The sequence below is a fragment of the Tropicimonas sp. S265A genome (assembly GCF_049800835.1).
Taxonomy (GTDB): Bacteria; Pseudomonadota; Alphaproteobacteria; order Rhodobacterales; family Rhodobacteraceae; genus Dinoroseobacter.
On the sequence record NZ_JBNAFU010000001.1, the window covers coordinates 87,805 to 105,261 of the forward strand.

At 62.4% G+C, this 17,457-nt stretch carries 21 protein-coding genes; 11 read left to right on the forward strand and 10 right to left on the reverse strand.

Annotated features, from left to right (window positions below):
- The first annotated feature begins 23 nt into the window (after window positions 1-23).
- Window positions 24-833, forward strand: a complete 810-nt coding sequence (locus ACP15N_RS00435; protein ID WP_425090244.1) for a metallophosphoesterase family protein — start codon at window positions 24-26, stop codon at window positions 831-833.
- Here ACP15N_RS00435 and ACP15N_RS00440 read toward each other — a convergent pair.
- From ACP15N_RS00440 to ACP15N_RS00450, 3 genes are read right to left on the reverse strand one after another with little or no spacing between them, the layout of a single operon-like run.
- On the reverse strand, window positions 830-1,756 hold the full coding sequence (locus ACP15N_RS00440; RefSeq protein WP_425090245.1) for a site-specific tyrosine recombinase XerD: 927 nt from the start codon (window positions 1,754-1,756) through the stop codon (window positions 830-832). The two genes, ACP15N_RS00435 and ACP15N_RS00440, sit on opposite strands and share 4 nt — an antisense overlap.
- Window positions 1,753-3,297 carry a hypothetical protein gene (locus tag ACP15N_RS00445; protein WP_425090246.1) on the reverse strand — a complete coding sequence of 515 codons (1,545 nt, stop codon included), beginning with the start codon at window positions 3,295-3,297 and terminating at the stop codon, window positions 1,753-1,755. The genes ACP15N_RS00440 and ACP15N_RS00445 overlap by 4 nt, the downstream gene beginning before the upstream one ends.
- Window positions 3,287-3,424 carry a hypothetical protein gene (locus tag ACP15N_RS00450; protein WP_425090247.1) on the reverse strand — a complete coding sequence of 46 codons (138 nt, stop codon included), beginning with the start codon at window positions 3,422-3,424 and terminating at the stop codon, window positions 3,287-3,289. Before ACP15N_RS00450 ends, ACP15N_RS00445 begins: the two co-directional genes overlap by 11 nt.
- Window positions 3,425-3,507: 83 nt before the next feature.
- Between ACP15N_RS00450 and ACP15N_RS00455 the strand changes: the two genes are divergently transcribed.
- Together ACP15N_RS00455 and aroB are read left to right on the forward strand one after the other, a co-directional pair.
- The gene (locus tag ACP15N_RS00455) at window positions 3,508-4,128 is read left to right on the forward strand and encodes a shikimate kinase (RefSeq protein ID WP_425090248.1); all 621 of its coding nucleotides are present in this window, start codon (window positions 3,508-3,510) and stop codon (window positions 4,126-4,128) included.
- 75 nt (window positions 4,129-4,203) lie between these two features.
- Window positions 4,204-5,322 carry a 3-dehydroquinate synthase gene (aroB, locus tag ACP15N_RS00460; protein ID WP_425091580.1) on the forward strand — a complete coding sequence of 373 codons (1,119 nt, stop codon included), beginning with the start codon at window positions 4,204-4,206 and terminating at the stop codon, window positions 5,320-5,322.
- Between the two features lie 104 nt (window positions 5,323-5,426).
- On the opposite strand, the gene ssb is transcribed toward aroB, so the two are convergent.
- Entirely contained in the window at window positions 5,427-5,936 is a 510-nt protein-coding gene (gene ssb / locus ACP15N_RS00465) for a single-stranded DNA-binding protein (protein WP_425090249.1), read from the reverse strand.
- Window positions 5,937-6,080: 144 nt separating this feature from the next.
- Here ssb and ACP15N_RS00470 point away from each other — a divergent pair, with 144 nt between their 5' ends.
- Complete coding sequence (locus ACP15N_RS00470; RefSeq protein ID WP_425090250.1) at window positions 6,081-6,683, forward strand: lytic transglycosylase domain-containing protein; 603 nt, start codon at window positions 6,081-6,083, stop codon at window positions 6,681-6,683.
- On the opposite strand, the gene ACP15N_RS00475 is transcribed toward ACP15N_RS00470, so the two are convergent.
- Window positions 6,680-7,501 (reverse strand): enoyl-CoA hydratase, encoded by an 822-nt coding sequence (locus tag ACP15N_RS00475; RefSeq protein ID WP_425090251.1) that lies wholly within the window; start codon window positions 7,499-7,501, stop codon window positions 6,680-6,682. The genes ACP15N_RS00470 and ACP15N_RS00475 overlap by 4 nt on opposite strands.
- 28 nt (window positions 7,502-7,529) lie before the next feature.
- On the opposite strand from ACP15N_RS00475, the gene ACP15N_RS00480 reads away from it, so the two are divergent.
- Window positions 7,530-7,952 (forward strand): PaaI family thioesterase, encoded by a 423-nt coding sequence (locus ACP15N_RS00480; protein WP_425090252.1) that lies wholly within the window; start codon window positions 7,530-7,532, stop codon window positions 7,950-7,952.
- Window positions 7,953-7,997: 45 nt separating this feature from the next.
- Here ACP15N_RS00480 and ACP15N_RS00485 read toward each other — a convergent pair whose 3' ends face one another.
- Window positions 7,998-8,216 carry a DUF1127 domain-containing protein gene (locus ACP15N_RS00485; RefSeq protein ID WP_425090253.1) on the reverse strand — a complete coding sequence of 73 codons (219 nt, stop codon included), beginning with the start codon at window positions 8,214-8,216 and terminating at the stop codon, window positions 7,998-8,000.
- Window positions 8,217-8,309: 93 nt separating this feature from the next.
- Between ACP15N_RS00485 and ACP15N_RS00490 the strand changes: the two genes are divergently transcribed.
- The 6 genes from ACP15N_RS00490 to ACP15N_RS00515 all read left to right on the forward strand — a co-directional run bounded on the left by ACP15N_RS00490 (window position 8,310) and on the right by ACP15N_RS00515 (window position 14,056).
- Window positions 8,310-9,734 (forward strand): PLP-dependent aminotransferase family protein, encoded by a 1,425-nt coding sequence (locus ACP15N_RS00490; RefSeq protein ID WP_425090254.1) that lies wholly within the window; start codon window positions 8,310-8,312, stop codon window positions 9,732-9,734.
- A gap of 178 nt (window positions 9,735-9,912) precedes the next feature.
- Window positions 9,913-10,374, forward strand: a complete 462-nt coding sequence (gene rplM, locus ACP15N_RS00495) for a 50S ribosomal protein L13 (RefSeq protein ID WP_425090255.1) — start codon at window positions 9,913-9,915, stop codon at window positions 10,372-10,374.
- Between the two features lies 1 nt (window position 10,375).
- Window positions 10,376-10,873, forward strand: a complete 498-nt coding sequence (gene rpsI / locus ACP15N_RS00500; RefSeq protein ID WP_425090256.1) for a 30S ribosomal protein S9 — start codon at window positions 10,376-10,378, stop codon at window positions 10,871-10,873.
- A 155-nt stretch (window positions 10,874-11,028) separates the two neighbouring features.
- Window positions 11,029-11,340 carry an antibiotic biosynthesis monooxygenase family protein gene (locus ACP15N_RS00505; protein ID WP_425090257.1) on the forward strand — a complete coding sequence of 104 codons (312 nt, stop codon included), beginning with the start codon at window positions 11,029-11,031 and terminating at the stop codon, window positions 11,338-11,340.
- Between the two features lie 176 nt (window positions 11,341-11,516).
- Window positions 11,517-12,986 (forward strand): alanine/glycine:cation symporter family protein, encoded by a 1,470-nt coding sequence (locus tag ACP15N_RS00510; RefSeq protein WP_425090258.1) that lies wholly within the window; start codon window positions 11,517-11,519, stop codon window positions 12,984-12,986.
- Between the two features lie 113 nt (window positions 12,987-13,099).
- Entirely contained in the window at window positions 13,100-14,056 is a 957-nt protein-coding gene (locus ACP15N_RS00515; RefSeq protein WP_425090259.1) for an endonuclease/exonuclease/phosphatase family protein, read from the forward strand.
- Between the two features lie 6 nt (window positions 14,057-14,062).
- Here ACP15N_RS00515 and ACP15N_RS00520 read toward each other — a convergent pair whose 3' ends face one another.
- From ACP15N_RS00520 to metA, 4 genes are all read right to left on the reverse strand, one after another.
- Window positions 14,063-14,680 (reverse strand): TetR/AcrR family transcriptional regulator, encoded by a 618-nt coding sequence (locus tag ACP15N_RS00520; RefSeq protein WP_425090260.1) that lies wholly within the window; start codon window positions 14,678-14,680, stop codon window positions 14,063-14,065.
- Window positions 14,673-15,542 (reverse strand): polyphosphate kinase 2, encoded by an 870-nt coding sequence (ppk2, locus tag ACP15N_RS00525; RefSeq protein WP_425090261.1) that lies wholly within the window; start codon window positions 15,540-15,542, stop codon window positions 14,673-14,675. The genes ACP15N_RS00520 and ppk2 overlap by 8 nt, the downstream gene beginning before the upstream one ends.
- A 61-nt stretch (window positions 15,543-15,603) precedes the next feature.
- Window positions 15,604-16,560: an alpha/beta fold hydrolase gene (locus ACP15N_RS00530; protein WP_425090262.1), complete on the reverse strand. Its 957-nt coding sequence runs from the start codon at window positions 16,558-16,560 to the stop codon at window positions 15,604-15,606.
- On the reverse strand, window positions 16,535-17,452 hold the full coding sequence (gene metA / locus ACP15N_RS00535; protein ID WP_425090263.1) for a homoserine O-acetyltransferase MetA: 918 nt from the start codon (window positions 17,450-17,452) through the stop codon (window positions 16,535-16,537). The genes ACP15N_RS00530 and metA overlap by 26 nt, the downstream gene beginning before the upstream one ends.
- Between the last annotated feature and the right edge of the window lie 5 nt (window positions 17,453-17,457).

Consider the following 17,457-nt stretch of genomic DNA (forward strand, 5'->3'; position numbering starts at 1 on the left):
TTCAAGGCAAGTGGCGCAGCGACATGGAAATTCAGGATTTCGGAACGCTTTCGGGCTCCGTGCTGCTGTACGGTGGGCCGTATTCCAACCTTGCAGCGACCCGCGCGCTTCTGTCGGTCGCCGAGACCAACGGGATTGCACGGTCCAACCGGATTTGCACCGGCGACATCGTAGCATACGGCGCGGACGCGACGGAGGTCTGGCAGGAGGTGTCGGCCCGCGGTGGCAGGGTTATCGCGGGCAATTGTGAACAGCAACTCGCCGCGCGCGCCGAGGGCTGTGGCTGCGGGTTCGAGGCCGGAACGACCTGTGATCTGCTGTCAAAGGGATGGTACGATCACGCGCGTGCCGTACTGCCAGAGGCGGCCCTACAATGGATGGGGCAGGTGCCCGACATCGGCGTGTTTCGCCACGCCGGACGGCGGGTTGCCGTGATCCATGGGGGCGTCACGGATGTGTCGCGCTTTGTATGGCCAAGCTCAGACGTCGGTGTTTTCGATCAGGAAATCAATGCACTGGTGGCGAAAGTGGGTGCGGTGGATGTGGTTGTCGCTGGCCATTGCGGGATCGCGTTTCAGCGCCAGATTGGCGATGTGTTGTGGCTCAATGCAGGAGCGATTGGCCTGCCGCCCCATGATGGCCGCGCCGAGACACGATTTGCCATGCTTGACCCGAAAGGCCGCATCATGATCGAACGGCTCTCCTACAACCCGGCGCCGACGGTGGCATCTATGGCGCGCGCCGGTCTGACACAGGGCTACCATGCGACGATGACGTCGGGAGTCTGGCCATCAGAGGATGTTCTTCCGACGGAGTTGCGTCGGGACGGCTAGGGCTGTTTGGCAAGCGGATGATGGGTCAGGACCAGATCGCGCAGACGCGCGTCCAGGACGTGGGTGTAGATCTCGGTGGTTGAAACATCGGCATGTCCTAGAAGCGCCTGAATGGACATCAGGTCCGCGCCGTTGGCCAGAAGATGCGTCGCAAAAGCATGACGCAACGTGTGCGGCGAGATTTTCGTTGGATCGAGACTGGCCGCCAGCGCCAGTTCCTTGATCAGCGCATAGAACCTGTGGCGTGTCAGGTGGCCGGCCTTGCCATGCGACGGAAAAAGAAATCTCGACGCAGCCGCACCGCGTTTTTCGACCTCGGCCTCGCGGGCGTCGCGCAGGTCAAGCCAGGCCTTGATCGCTTCGCGCGCGGGCGGAGACAGGGGAACCATGCGTTCCTTGCCACCCTTGCCGCGCACCAGCATCATCTCGGGGTTGCCACGCACGGCGGCAACAGGCAGCGCGACGAGTTCGCTGACCCGCAGCCCCGTCGCATAAAGCACCTCCATCAGGCACGTATTGCGCGCGACCTCTAATGGGCTGCGCCCGTGCCGACGCGCCTCGCTCAAGAGCGCGTCGACCTCAGCCTCGTCTAGCGTGGCCGGCAGGTGCTTCGCCCGTCCGGGCCCCTTGATCTGCAAGGTCGGGTTGTCCGCGCGCCAACCTTCTTCGTAGGCAAAGCGAAAAAATTGCTTGAGCGCCGACAGACGCCGCGCGCGGGTGGATCGTGCCAACCCTTCGGCTTCGCAACGGATCAGGTAGGCTTCGACCTGTTCACGGGAGGCGCGGATCAGGCTGGAGCCCTTGGCGGTCTGATAGGTCACGAAATCCATCAGATCGCGGGCATAGGCGAGGCGGGTATTTTCCGCCGCGTTCAGTTCCGCGGCCTGTGCTTCGAGAAACGCGTCGATCTGATAGGCGCTCATGCCCGCCCCTCCTGTAGCACCAGCGCGAGCGCGATCTCGCGTGCGGCGGATTCAAACCCGAGCTGTCGGAGGATCTGAAGCGCGGTCTGCGTATCGCCGGGGTCCGGTTGGGCCTGGCCCAACATGCGCAGGGCGCGCAAGGTCGCCTCGCCAAAGCGTCCTTCGCTGACCAACTGCCGATATGGCGATGGAAGCTGTTGGGACTGACCTTCGGCAAACGCCGATGCAACTGCAGTTTCCAGGGGTGTGTTCGCCAGCGCGACGGCGCCCTTGCCGCGGGCCAATGCTGCATGCAGGGGGTTTGTCAGCATATCCGCGAAAGCTTCGGCTTCCGGGGTAAGCGTGACCATCTCGCGGGCCAGTCGACCGGCGTCGCCTTCCAGATCAAGACGCGCAACGCGCAGGCCGTAGACGCTTGCAAAGGCGTCAAACAGCCCGGCTCGGCGCAGGACGCGCGCGGCCTCGGGCATGGTGCGGGCCACGCGGTCGGCGTCATTGGCCAGAAGGGCGATGTCGAATTGCTGCAAGGCATCGACACGGTCCCACACGCCGCCCGAAGCAGCCGGTTCGCGTTCGAGATAAAGCGCGAAAAGCTCCCGGGGGGTGATCCCCCCGGAGCGCGTCAGACGTTCCGCCGCTTCGAGCCGGGTTTTCCAGCCTTGCGTGCGCCCCAGCAGCGCGTGGTTGAATGCCAGCGGCAGCGTGGCAGGGGCGGGCGCTTCGCCAAGGGCGGCGCGCATGCGGTAATCAAGCGGCGTGATCGGGCGCTGAACCGGTGGAAACGGGTCTTCTTCGAAGAGGTCGGGGTCCAGAAACCGCGCCATCAGATCCGCCTCGACAGGGGTCAGCGCCCCGAGTGCACGGGCCGTCTCCAGGCTCAGCGCGGCCGCCGGCCAGTCGCGATTGCGCGCAAGACAAAAGATACGCGCGGAAAAGGTCGGCGCGACATCCGGGGTCGCCCGCAGGGTGGCGCAGGCCCGGTTTTCGGTGCGTCGCAAAAGCGAGATGTCGAACCACCTGCGGAACACATCCGGGTCCGCCGTGACGCCGGCGCGCTCGACCAGCGCCTGGGCATCCTCCAGCGCGCCAATCTCAAGCAGGGCGTCCAGACGGGCCAGAAACAGCACGTGGGAGACATCGGCATCGACCGGCGGGTCGAGTTCTGCAAGCAGGATGCGTTTGAGGAACCGGCGCGCCGGGGGGATCAGATCCGGGCTTTGGGCGCGGACCAGCGTTGCCAGCGTTTCAGCCGGGGTGGGACCCCAGAAATCCCGTGGCAACCCGGTGACATTGCGCGGCAACAGACCGACGCCGTCAATGGCCATCTGTCCAAGCGGCGCAACCTCGATCCGCTCGGGTGCGGCGGATCTTGCGATGTCGTCGCCTTCCGGTCCGGGCGCCACCGGAGCCTGGATGACGTCCGACAGCCAATCGATCGCGGACATGGGGCCACCGGCGGCTTGCGCGTCTTGTGCCCGGACAGGCGCGCCAAGTGTCATGCAAACCGCCAGTAACGCGCAGATGCGCATGTCAGTTGTCATTCAGGTCCACAGGGATGGTCGTGGTTTCAGCATCTGGCGACAAATCGCCGAGGTAGCCATAACCCAGAAGCCCGACCGCTCCCAAAAGGACCAGCACAAGGAGTGCGATGAAGAGTTTACCAATCACTTTTGGTGTCCTGCCTCTCGTTTGACTGCCGAATTATTGTTTTGCTTATGGTATTTCGTGACGCTTCCCGCCATTCAAGGGGGATGGTATCACAAAGCGCTGAAAATGGGCAGGAGTTGCAAGAATTGGCCGATGCGGGGCTGACACTGTGCAAGCCCGTCGTGCTGGTTGGCATGATGGGCGCGGGCAAGACAGCCGTGGGCACGGCGCTTGCGGCCCTGCTGGATGTTCCGTTCCTCGACAGTGACCGGGAGATCGAAGCCGCCGCCAACTGCACAATTGCAGAGATTTTTGCGCGGGATGGCGAGGTTTTCTTCCGCGACCGGGAGACCGAAATCCTCACGCGTCTGTTGCAGGCGGCGCCGGGTGTCTTGTCCACGGGCGGCGGCGCATTTCTGGCCGAGCGCAACCGGGCCGTCATCGCGAAGCATGGGATTTCAGTATGGCTCGACGCGGATCTCGAACTGCTCTGGTCGCGCGTGCGTCACAAGACGACACGCCCTCTGCTGCTGACCGATGATCCCAAGGCGACCCTGACCGAAATCTACGAAACGCGGGTGCCCTTTTACGCCAAAGCAAGCCTTCGGGTGAAAGCTGCGCCTGAACTGAGCATCGAACAGATGGCCCTGCGCGTCAAAGACGCGCTGGTCGCAACACCTGGTGTCGTGAAAACGATGCCCGTGGGCACTGCGTCGCGGGGCTGAGGGGTGGAGCCTGTGCGGCGCGCTTGCTAGGACAGCGCGGACACGGGTTTTCGGAAGGTGCGCAGGATGTCGGAGTTGCGGGAAACGGTGCATGTCCCCCTGGGAGAGCGTGCCTATGATGTGGAGATCGGACCGGGTCTTCTGCTGGAGGCGGGGTCCCGGATTGCGCCACGTCTTGCCCGTCCACACGTGGCCATCTTGACCGATGAGACGGTTGCCGACCTGCATCTGGACACGCTTCAGCGCAGTTTGAGCGCGGCAGGTATTGCGTCCGAGGCGCTCGCGCTGCCACCGGGTGAAGGGACAAAAGCCTGGCCCGAGTTTTCGCGGGCCGTGGATTGGCTGCTTGCGCAGAAGGTCGAGCGGCGCGATCTGGTTGTCGCATTCGGCGGCGGCGTGATCGGAGACCTTGCGGGGTTCGCGGCTGCCGTACTGCGCCGCGGTGTCGGCTTCATCCAGATCCCGACTTCGCTTTTGGCCCAGGTCGACAGTTCGGTTGGTGGAAAGACCGGGATTAACTCGGTGCATGGCAAGAACCTCGTTGGCGCCTTTCATCAACCGAAACTGGTGCTGGCGGATACCGATGTGCTGGGCACGCTGACGCCGCGCGATTTTCTGGCGGGATACGGGGAGGTCGTGAAGTACGGGCTCCTCGGGGATGCGGTGTTCTTCGAGTGGCTGGAAAAACAGGGGCCCGTGCTTGCGGCAGGGGACAGGGCCGCACGGGTGGAAGCCGTACGCCGGTCGGTTCAGATGAAAGCGGACATCGTGGTGCGCGACGAGACTGAGCAGGGCGACCGTGCGCTTTTGAACCTGGGTCATACGTTTTGTCATGCGCTGGAAGCGGCGACCGGGTATTCCGACCGCCTGTTGCATGGCGAAGGCGTGGCCATTGGCTGTGCGCTAGCGTTCGAATTGTCGTCCCGGCTGGGTCTGTGTTCGCAAGAGGATCCAAGCCGCGTCCGCGCGCATCTCAGGGATATGGGGATGAAGACCGATCTGCGCGATATTGAGGGGACGTTGCCGGATGCGGAGGGGCTGCTCGACCTGATGGCGCAGGACAAAAAGGTCTTGGATGGTCAGTTGCGGTTCATTCTGGCGCGTGGCATCGGCGATGCGTTTGTCACTGCCGATGTCCCGAGGCAGGCCGTAAAGACCCTGCTGGAAGACGCGCTGGCGGCACGCCCGCACTGAGCGGCGCGCGGCCTGCGGGCCGCGCATTGTCTTGACCTCGCCCGGTTGTCACCGGGCTCAGGATGCCTCCGGCGGAGGTAGTTTCACACAAAAGAAGCTTGGGATCAGAACGGAATTTCGTCTTCGAGGTCGCTGCCGCCTGCAGGGCCGCCACCACCATATCCGCCGCCCTGGCCGCCACCACCCTGACCGCCGCCATAGCCACCGCCGGACTGGTCCGGCACGTAGCCGCCACCACCCCCACCCATGCCGCCACCGTCACCGCGACCATCCAGCAGGGTCAATTCGCCCTTGTAGGGTCGCAGCACCACTTCGGTGGAATATCGGTCCTGTCCCGATTGGTCCTGCCACTTGCGGGTTTCGAGCTGGCCTTCGAGATAGACTTTCGAGCCCTTGCGCAGGTACTGCTCGGCGATGCGCGCCAGAGGTTCCGAGAAGATTGCAACGCTATGCCATTCGGTCTTTTCACGGCGTTCGCCGGTGTTGCGGTCTTTCCAGTTTTCGGAGGTTGCGATGCGCAGGTTGCAGACCTTGCCCCCGTTCTGGAAGGTGCGCACCTCGGGGTCGCGGCCCAGATTGCCCACCAGAATGACCTTGTTTACCGACCCTGCCATAGCTGCCTCCCATCGAATCTGCGCCTGAGCTGTTCCTCTCTGTTACAGCACCGCAGCATGGTAAAGAAAAGCTGAAAGCGCCCGTCTTGGCCTCTCGGGGCTTTGAGCCTATAGTGCTGCCAACAAAAGGGCTGAGGAGAGATCATGCAGGCGCGTTGGGCGATCGCCATGGGGGTGACCGTGGCTTTGCTGCTGGGCGCGATGCCCGCGGCTCCGGTGTCGGCGGATGTCACGGTGTCGAGCAAGTCCCGTGCTTCGCAGTTTCGGGCGCAAACGCGTGTGCTGGATACACGGGGTGCGACACAATACAAGCATTCCACTCGCTTGCGGCCGGATTCGTTGCGCAACGAACCTGCGCTGCCGTCCTACCGGGGTGCCTATAACGGGCCCTACCTTGACCTGGCGCGGGCGGCTGCGCGACGACACGGGGTGCCGGAGGATCTGTTCCTGCGGCTTGTGCAACAGGAGAGTGCGTTCAACGCGAGTGCCGTGTCGCGTAAGGGCGCTATCGGTCTGGCGCAGCTGATGCCGGGAACGGCCGCGATGCTCGGGGTGAACCCGCGCGATCCACGACAGAACCTTGATGGCGGTGCCCGTTACCTGCGGGCTCAGTATGACCGGTTCCGCAGTTGGCGGCTCGCGCTTGCGGCCTACAACGCCGGGCCCGAGGCGGTGCGCGAGCATGGCGGGGTGCCGCCCTATAAAGAAACGCAGAACTACGTGCGGCGCATCCTCGGCGCGCTTTAGTCTTCGGCCCAATCCGGCGCGCGTTTTTCCAAGAACGCATTGATGCCTTCGTCGGTGTCGCGCAGCCCGATGTTCTGGACCATGACCTCTCCGGTATAGGCGTAGGCGTCGGCCAAACGCAGCTCGGCCTGGTCGTAGAACGCGCGCTTGCCGATGGAAACGGCAGCCCTCAGTTTGCCCGCAATCCGGTCCGCCAGGGCGCGTGTGGCGCTCTGCAACTCCGCATCCGGAACGGCGTGATTGATCAATCCGAGTTCGGCGGCTCGTTCGGCCGGGATCATTTCACCGGTCGTCAGCATTTCGAACGCGGCTTTGCGCCCGATGGTCCGGCTGAGCGCGACCATGGGCGTGGAGCAGAAAAGACCGATATTCACGCCGTTAACGCCGAACCGGGTCGACCGTGCGGCAACCGCAAGGTCGGCCGTCGCCACAAGCTGGCACCCGGCTGCCGTGGCAATGCCGTGAACCTGCGCAATAACCGGTTGGGGCAGAGCCTGCAGCCCCATCATCATCGCAGCACAGCGATCGAACAGGGTTTTCAGCGCCGCTGCACCGCCGTCCGCCTCGGCGCGCTTGGCCTGCATCTGCTTCAGATCATGGCCCGCGCAGAAGGCGCGCCCGGTCCCGCGCAGGATCACCACACGTGTTGTGCTGTCTTGCGCCAACAGATCGATCTGATTTTGCAGGGCCGTCAGCATCTCATCCGACAAGGCATTCAGCCGTGCGGGCGCATTCAGCGTCAGGGTCGCGATGCCATCCGCATCGTCGCGCAACAGAAGATCGTCCATGCTCTTGTCCTTCCTCCGGTTCCGGGCCAACTCTAGGCAGCAAAACTGGGGAGGGGCAATGACACTCGCGATGGATGCAGGTGCGCTGGATGCGTTTCTGAAGGCAGAGTTTCCGCAGGTCGGTGACGATTTCGACATTCTGGAGGTCACCGAAGACCGGCTACGCGTCGGGTTGCGCGTGGCGGATCGGCATTTGCGCCCCGGTGGAACGGTGTCCGGGCCGACCATGTTCGCCTTGGCAGATGTGGGGATTTACCTTGCGATCCTGTCGCGGATCGGGCCCAAGGCCTTGGCTGTGACAACCAACTGTTCAATTGATTTCATGCGGAAGCCCGAGGCGGGCAGGGGGATGATTGCCGAAGCGCGCCTTCTGAAGCTGGGCCGGGTTCTGGCGGTCGGGGACGTCCTGCTGTTTTCCGAAGGGCAGGATGCGCCGGTGGCGCGCGCCTCGCTGACGTATTCGATCCCGCCCAAGGCCTAAAAAGACTGGCCCCGCGGGGCCGGTAAGTGGGGAGCGTTGTGTGGGTTAGAACAGGCGTCGGATCTCGCGGTCCGCGTCCTCGCGGGTCAGCCCGATATCACGCAGATGGTGGTCGCTGAGATCGCGCAGGCCGCGCTTGGTCTTTCGCTGCATGTCCCAGACAGTGACCGCCACGGCGACGCGCAGTGCGATCTGCGCCAGTGCGGGCAGGCTCGGGGCGGACGTCAGGAGCGCGAGGCGCGCTGCGTGGGGGGACCGTGTCATCTGGGATCTCCTTAATTGTATTGACACAAATGTCTCAGTTGAGACAATAATGTGATACAATTGGTTTCATCGTGACGCTAAGGAAACATTGTAATGGGTACAATTTGGGCGCCAGAATTGCAGCAGGCGTTGTCCGAGGCGAGCGGCCCGAAATACAGGATGCTCGCAAACGCGATTGAAACCGCGATCTCCAAAGACATTCTGAAAGCCGGGGACAAGCTGCCACCCGTGCGCGATCTGGCGTATCGGCTGTCAATCACCCCCGGAACTGTTGCGCGTGCCTACACGCAACTAACCGACCGAGGCATTCTTGAGGCCGGGGTCGGGCGGGGCACATTCGTTGCGCAACCTGGTGCACAGCCAGTTCTGGACACGCGCACGCTCGAACTGGATGCGGTTGTCCATAACGAGGGCGGTGACGTTTTCGAGGTCAACCTCGTCTCACCGCATTTGCCCAATGTCGGACAGGCGCGCTTTATCCGGTCGGTCCTGAGCCGCGTTGCGGAGGATCCACCGTCAGGTGTGATGCACTATCCGGGGTTTCGGACCGGCGCTGCTGCACGCGCAGCCGTTGCAAGTTACCTCGCACCTGTGGCTCTGGGCGCGCTTCACTCAGAAGACATCGCGCTCGCACACGGTGCACAGAACGGGATCATGATGGTCATGCAGGCCGTCCTCTCTGGTCCGAAGCCCATAATACTGGTCGAAGAGCTGGCCTACCCGGGATACCGGCGCGCGGCGGAGTTGTTGCGAGCCGAAGTCGTGCCTGTCCCGATTGACGCACATGGCGTGATACCCGAAGCGCTGGAGGCTACGGTCAAGTCCACAGGTGCCCAGATCCTGTGCATGTCTGCCGAAGTTCAAAACCCGCTGTTGTTCAGCGTGCCCACGCAACGCCGCAATGAAATTGCGGATGTCGCACGTCGGACAGGCCTGCACGTGCTTGAGGATGACACCTATCGTCTGGGTCCCGTCGCGGGGCCGTCGATCCGGTCGCTGGTCCCGGAGCGGGGCTGGTTTGTTTCTTCCCTGTCGAAATCGCTCAGTCCCGCTTTGCGTCTGGGTTTCGTCGTCCCGCCGGAGGGGCATGCAGGTGCGCTGCGCCGGGTTGCGGAAACCGGTTTTTTCGGACTTGCGACGCCGATGTCCGATCTGGCGGCACTCCTTTTGACCGATCCCCGGCTGCCGGTGCTGCAACACGCTCTGCGGGAGCAGGTGGCGGACTATATCCGGGCCATGGTGAATATTCTCGGAAGCCACGATCTGGTGTGGCGCGAGGATGCATTGTTCGTCTGGCTCACGCTGCCGCGCGGGTGGCGGGCCAATGCCTTTGCGCGCGCAGCGGAGGAGCAGGGAGTTCAAATCCGCACGGCAGAAGATTACGCGGACCGAAACAGTCATGCGCCGCATGCGATCCGTCTGGCTGTCAACGCTGGTGTGAGCCGAAAAAGCTTCGAAGCGGCGCTCGAGCGGCTGCGCGAGTTGCTTGATCATCCACCGCAAGAAATCATCGTTTGACGCGCTATATGTGGGGTAAAATGATACCCAATTTTTAGAGCTCTGTTTTTGCTTACTTTTTTCGAAACTTTTGCCGTTGACCTGCATCCAAAAACCCTTAGAACACAGCAATCGATTTCTCGCAGAGGCCATCCGTCGGATGCCCCGCGATCCATATGGTCTCAACAGGACTGACGCTATGAAAACCTTTACCGCTACCCCGGCGGATATCGACAAGAAATGGATCCTGATCGACGCCGAAGGCGTTGTTCTGGGCCGCCTCGCGTCGATCATCGCCATGCGCTTGCGCGGCAAGCACAAAGCCACCTTCACACCGCACATGGACATGGGCGACAACGTGATCGTCATCAACGCCGAGAAGGTGCAGGTGACGGGCGACAAGCGCAACAAGCCGAACTACTGGCACACCGGATATCCGGGTGGGATCAAGTCCCGCACGACCGGTCAGATCCTTGACGGTGCGCACCCCGAACGTGTCGTCATGCAAGCCGTGAAGCGCATGCTGCCTGGCGGCCCGCTGTCGCGTCAGCAGATGACGAACCTGCGCGTCTACGCAGGCACCGAGCATCCGCACGAGGCCCAGCAGCCCGAGGTGCTCGACGTGGCCTCGAAGAACCCCAAGAACACCCGGAGCGCGTGAGATGGCTGAAGAAATCAAATCCTTTGATGAGCTGACCGCTGTTGCCGAGGGTGGCAGCGCGGCAGTGGTTGCCGAAGCACCCGAAACGCCGCGCGAACCCGTTCGCGATGAACTCGGTCGGTCCTATGCCACCGGCAAGCGGAAAGACGCGGTCGCCCGCGTTTGGATCAAGCCGGGCTCCGGCAAGATGACGGTGAACGGCAAGGACATGCCCGCGTATTTTGCGCGCCCCGTGTTGCAGATGATCCTGCGCCAGCCGTTCCAGGTGGCCGGGGTCGAGGACCAGTTTGACGTGATGGCGACCGTCAAGGGCGGTGGCCTGTCCGGTCAGGCCGGCGCAGTGCGCCATGGTGTGTCCAAGGCGCTGCAGCTCTACGAGCCGTCGCTGCGTGGTGCACTCAAGGCCGCTGGCTTCCTGACCCGCGACAGTCGCGTGGTGGAGCGTAAGAAGTACGGCAAGCGCAAGGCGCGCCGGAGCTTCCAGTTCTCCAAGCGCTGATACTGCCAAAACAGTCTTCGAAAGGGCCCGCTGTATCGCGGGCCCTTTTCTTTTGCGCGCCACGCGCTTGACGCTCTGCGCGTAATCAGGTTGCCTTTGCCCCGTCAGTGCGCCCCGCGCCTGTGATCCAGATCCCGCTGATGAGGAGCCCATAGATGTATCTGACGATGAATCGTTTCCGGGTGAACGCCGATCAGACCGAGGCGTTTGAGGCTGTGTGGAAATCCCGCGACAGCCACCTGAAAACGGTCGACGGGTTCGTATCCTTCCACCTGATGAAGGGGGAGGAGGCGGATGGCGTGCGTCTCTATGCATCACACACGATGTGGCGCGACCATGCCGCGTTTGAGGCCTGGACCAAGTCAGAAGCGTTCCGTGCGGCCCACAAGGGCGCCAAATCCAGCGCAGATATGTATGATGGTCCACCGGTTCTGGAAGTGTTCGAAAGCGTGCAGGAACTCTCCTGAAGCTGCAGCGCACTCATATTTGCGCCCACGGCGCAAACCCGGTTGATGCCGCCTAATAATTAATCAGTTCAGTCACGATTTCCCGGATTTCGTTACGAAACCAGGTGGGCGCTAGGTGAAATGCCACTTATGCGGGACCGTTAGTCTTTGGACTCATCCATTGGAGGCCCCGTAAGATGACATTTCTAGATCCTCTGTTTGGCTTGATTAACGATTTGACATGGGGATGGGCGCTTATTCCCATTCTCGTGATTTTCGGCGTGTTCTTTACCGTTGCCAGCGGTTTCGTTCAGTTTGGGTTTTTCAGGCGCATGTTCGGCGTGCTGACCGGCGACGGAGAGACCTCTGATCCCACCAAAATCAGCGCGAGAGAGGCGTTGTTCGTGTCTGTCGGCGGCCGGGTGGGCGGCGGAAACATCGCAGGCGTCGCAGTGGCCATCACCGCCGGTGGCCCGGGGGCCGTGTTCTGGATGTGGGCTATTGCGCTGGTGGGCATGTGCACCGCACTGATCGAGGCCACACTGGCGCAAACCTTCAAGCAGACCACGCCCGAGGGCGACTATCGCGGCGGTCCGGCGCGCTACATCATCCATGGACTGGGGGAGAAGTACCGCTGGCTTGCGGTCATCTACGCGGTCTGCCTGATCGCGTCTTTCGCCATCGGATTCAACGCATTTCAGGGAAACACGGTTGCCGGCGCCGCCCTGGACAGTCTCGCCATTCCGCGTGTCTACACCGGCGTGGCATTGGCCGTTGCTACAGGGTTCATTATCTACGGCGGCATTCACCGCATCGCGAAGACCGCTGATGTCGTCATCCCGATCATGGCGTTCGGCTATATCGGCATGGCACTGTTGATCATCGCTCTCAACATCACCTCGTTGCCCAGTGTGATCATCGACATCGTCGCCAACGCCTTCGGCTTTCGTGAGGCGGTGGCGGGCGGCATGGGCGCGGCAATCGCCCAGGGTTTGCGTCGCGGTCTGTTCTCGAACGAGGCGGGTCTCGGGTCCGCACCCAACGTGGCCGCGACCGCCTATGTCAAGCACCCGGTCAGTCAGGGCATCACGCAAAGCTTTTCGGTCTTCATCGACACCATCATCATCTGTTCGTGCACGGCTTTCGTGATCCTGCTGGGTGATGTGTACCAACCCGGCGCCGAAGGGGTCGATGGCGTGGCCCTGACCCAGCAATCCATGGTCAGTCACGTCGGGGCCTGGGCGCAGTATTTCCTGACCTTTGCGATCCTGCTTTTTGCGTTCTCGTCCATCATGTACAATTATTATCTGGGCGAAAATGCACTGACCTTCATGACAGAGAATCCAAACGCGCTGCATGTCTTGCGCGCCGCGATCATCGGGATTGTCTTTCTCGGTGCGGTCGCCCCCGGGGCGACGGCGGTCTTCTCGTTCTCGGATCCGATGATGGGCATCCTGGCGGTGGTCAACCTGCTGGCACTGATGATGCTGTTCCCCGTGGCGATGCGCGTTGTGTCGGACTTCCGCGCGCAATTGGCCCAAGGGATCGCCAAGCCGGTCTTCGATCCGGCGGATTTCCCGGACCTGGACACGGATCCGACGGCATGGCCCGATGCGGCAACGGTGCCCAAGCCAGATCCAGCGGGTGGTATCGTGGCAACAGGCTAACAGCACGGACGCGCCGCGCCATCCGGTTCGGCGCGTCCCATCGCGGATGACCTTCACATGCGCGCGCCGGAATGGTACGCGCTGCGGCACATGTGTGTTGGGAAGGCTGTCAGGTGAGTTTTCGGTCCGCTCTTGCCGGTGCAACGGTCACGATCGCCCTTGGTGCCATCGCGCTGGCCGCCTTTTCGTGGTCGACCGCCACGGGAACCGCAGTGGGTCCCCTAGTTCGGATCTTTGACGCTCTGTCGCCTTGGTTACTGGCCGTCGGGGGCGCCTTTGCGGGCGCGGCGCTGCTGCTTGGAGCGCGCTGGCTTGGCGCGACCCTGCTGCTTATCGCGGTTCTGTGCGGGGCGGTTGGCTACGCATCGTATCGGTCGGTTACGGTTCCGCTTGCCGACAGGGTGCCAGAGGACTTCAGCGTGCTGTTTTTCAACGTCGAGAACACCAACACCGCATACGCTTCGCGGATCATCGAAGCGACCGTCGCCGAGAAGCCCGACATCGCTGTTTTCGCCGAAGCCGGAGCCCTGGCGGGAGAGATCGAAAAGTTGGAGGCAGCATACAGCTTCGTAACGCCGTGTACCTCGCGCGACTGTCAGCTTGTGCTGGCTACCGACTTGCCCGTGCTGCGGTCGTGGTTTCTAAGCCTCAATCCGATCTGGCCCGGGCGTTATGGCGTCATGGAGATCGAAACGCCCGCCGGGACGCCGATGTTCGTCGTCGCAAACCACCTGACGAAGCCGTGGATGTCCGGTGTGTCCGAGATGGAGCTTCACCAGCTTCTGGCGCAATACCGATGGCTGCAAGGTCCTGCTCTGGTTGTCGGAGACTTCAACATGCCCCCGTGGAGCTACCCGTTGCGGCAGATACTGGACGAAAGCGGTTTCCGGGCCTTGCGCGCACAACCGGCGTCTTGGCCCGCAAGCGGCGGGCCGTTTGCCCTGCCGATCGACCTTGCGCTGGTCACGGGCGGTGTGCAGGCAACCGGAGTAGACCCCTTCGGGCAGGGGTTGAACTCCAACCATCTCGGCTTTGTCGTGGATGTCGCGGTACCTGCGCCGGATGGCTGACGGGCATTACTTGTCCGGCGCAATAAGACCCAGACCGCGCAGATAGATCCCGATGCCGGATTCCAGCAAGTCTTCGGGCGGGAAGGGGGCTTTCGCGCCCGGCGCGCCCCGCGCAAACAGTTCCACGACCCCATGGCTCATGGCCCAGATGTGAGCGGAAAACATCGCTGCCGGGGGGCGTTTGTCTTCGGGAATGTGTTTGGACAGCTCAATCGCCGCGCGTTCCAACACATCGCGGGACCGGGCCGAGGCGCTGGCCAGTTCCGGCGTGATGCTGTTGGAAATCCCGCTTTCGAACATGGCCATGTAGTGGCCGGGGTGTCTGCGCGCAAATGCGAGGTAGGCGCGTCCCGTCGCCTCGAACGCCGCAAGCGCCGAGGGGGTGCCGTTGTTGAACGCATATTCCATCAGATCCGCGAAAATGGCGTGACCCTGCAAGGCACATTCCGCGATCAGGTCTTCGCGCCCTGAGAAATGCCGGTAGACGGCCGCGGGTGTCACACCTGCGCTCTTGGCGGCTTCAGACAGGGTAAATCCGGTCGGACCCTTTTCCTCGATCAGCTTGAGCGCTGCATCGACGAGGGCCTGACGCAGGTTGCCGTGATGATAGCCGCGCTTAGGCATCCCAGAGGTCGACGCCTCCGACGATCTTGGGGTCCGGTTCGGCGACCACATCGGGTTTCTTGCCGTCGTAATCGATGCCGGACAAAACATGCCGGATCGCGGCAAGGCGGGCGCGGCGCTTGTCGTCCGTGCGAATGACGGTCCACGGCGCGGTATTGAGATCCGTGCGCAGGAACGTTTCCCGTATGGTTTCGGTATAGAGATCCCAGCGGTTCAGCCCTTCGACATCGATGGCGCTGAGCTTCCATTGCTTGAGCGGATCCTTCTCACGGGCCAGAAACCGGCGCAGTTGTTCGGCGCGCCCGACATTCAGCCAGAACTTCACGAAATAAATGCCTTCGTCGACCAGCATCGTCTCGAAATCCGGGACCTGTCGAAAAAACGCGGCGCGCTGGGGTTCCGTGCAAAACTCGAAAACATGTTCCACCACTGCGCGGTTGTACCAGCTGCGATCAAACAGAACCATTTCACCTGCCGCTGGTAACTGCCTGATGTAGCGCTGAAAATACCATTCGCGCGCCTCCCGGTCCGTGGGTTTGGACAAGGCGACGACCCGCGCATTCCGGGGGTTCAGGTTCTCGCGGAAGCGTTTGATGGTGCCACCTTTTCCAGCCGCATCGCGCCCTTCGAACAGCACACAGACACGCGCGCCGCTCTCCTTGATCCAGGCCTGAAGCTTGACCAGTTCGATTTGCAGGTCCTTCAAGGTCTCTTCGTAGGCGTCCCGGTCCATCCGCTCCTGATACGGAAACTCGGGGTCCAGGACGTCCTTTTTCCCGTTCGAGGCGATGGCCTCGCGCACATCCTTCGGAGCGCTCTCCTCATAGAAACGGGTGATCGCGCCATCGAAGGGCAGGGTCATGGGATACCTCGCGGGGCCGGTGTCGGAGTCTGTCGCCGGGGCAGTATGCCGATTGGGGCGGTCAGCGCAATCCGGCGCGCCGGGCCACACGGTCGACAGCGCGCACGACATCGTCCGTAGCCGCGTGGTGTGGCATGTGTCCAATACCCGGCAACAGTGTGAGTTCCGCATTGGGCAGAAGCTGCGCCATGGGCTGTGCATGCACGGCAGCCGGCACGGTCCCGTCGGCACTGCCATGCAGGACCTCAACCGGGACAGTCACGGTCGGATAGGCTTCTGACATCACCTCAAGATTGCGCTTCAGGCGATTGATCTGGCGGGCATTTTGCCGGATCGAGTCGGTGTTCAAGGCCAGATCCACGCCGACATAGTCAATGTAGCCCGAGGGCAGCGCGTTGGGTCGGAACAGTCGCGCGCCGATGCTGTCCGCATCCGAGACATCCACCGAATTGACCAGCAAGGGCACGACCGTTGCGCCACCGATGCGGCTCCCGGCGATGGAATACCACGGACCCAGACCGCCGGGCCACGGCATCGTTGCCCCCGCCAGGCTGACAACACCCGCGACCTGGTCCGGGCGTTCCAGCGCCCAGGCCATCGCGACCGAACCACCGTAGGAGTGACCGAGGATAATCGCGCGCCGAATGTTGAGGCTATCCAGCACCTTGGCCATGTGGCGTGCCTGTTCCTGCGGGCTCTCGCCGCGCGGGTTGAGCGCATCCGAAAATCCGAGCCCCGGGCGGTCGAAGGCCAGTACGCGGTAGCGATCGTCTAGGCGGTCGGCGAGCTCGAAGGTCATGTCCCGCAGGTTTCCGGACGCCCCGTGCAGAAGCACAACCGCCGGCCCGCGCCCGGTATCTGTATAGTGCACCTGTTTGCCATCGATCTGCGCAAAGCTGCCCAAGGGCGGGGTCGCAACCCGTGTCACGGTGTCCTCCGATCCCGAACCGCCACACCCGATCAGCGTCAGAAACGCTGCGAAGAGGCCTGCCTTAAGTGCCGATCTGCTCAATATCATAAGATGTGGTCTGGTATATCTCGTTGATCCAGTTTCCATATAGAAGGTGCGCGTGAGATCGCCAGCGGTTCAGCGGTGTTCTCGCAGGATCGTCATCGGGATAGTAATTGTCCGGCACATTGATCGGCGTGCCGTTTTCCACATCGCGGTCGTATTCCTGTTTCAGCGTGCCGCTGTCATACTCGAAATGGTTGAAGATATAGAGCGCGCGGTGCGCCGGATCCTCGATCAGGCATGGGCCGACCTGGTCCGATCCGAGCAGGGTTTTCAGGCCGGGTTTGGCATCGATCTCGGGTTGGCGCATTTCCGTCCAGCGGCTGACAGGGATGACGAAATCATCCGAGAACCCGCGCAGGAATGGCGAGGCCGGATCGAGGTTCTGATGACGGAAGCACCCGAACGCCTTGCGCGGCAGCAGGTGTTTCTCGACCCCGTGGAAATAGTTGATCATCGCCATGCCGCCCCAGCACACGCCGAAAGTGGACAGAACATTCGTTTGTGTCCAGGCAAACACCTCGCACAGTTCGTCCCAGTAGGTGACATCTTCAAAGGGCAGATGCTCGATCGGCGCACCGGTGATGATCAGCCCGTCGAACTTGCGTGATTTGACCTCCTGGAAGGACTTGTAGAACGCCTCCATATGCGCGGCGGAGGTGTTGCGCGTCTCGTGTTCCGTCATGCGGATCAACGTCAGGTCGATTTGCAGGGGTGTTGCCCCGATCAGGCGCGCAAACTGCGTCTCTGTCTGGATTTTCTTGGGCATCAGGTTCAGCAACCCGATCTGCAACGGTCGGATGTCCTGCCGTGCAGCGCGATCCTCGCCCATGACCATCACGCCTTCTGCGTTCAGAACGTCAAAGGCGGGCAGGGTTTCTGGAATCTTGATGGGCATTGGGA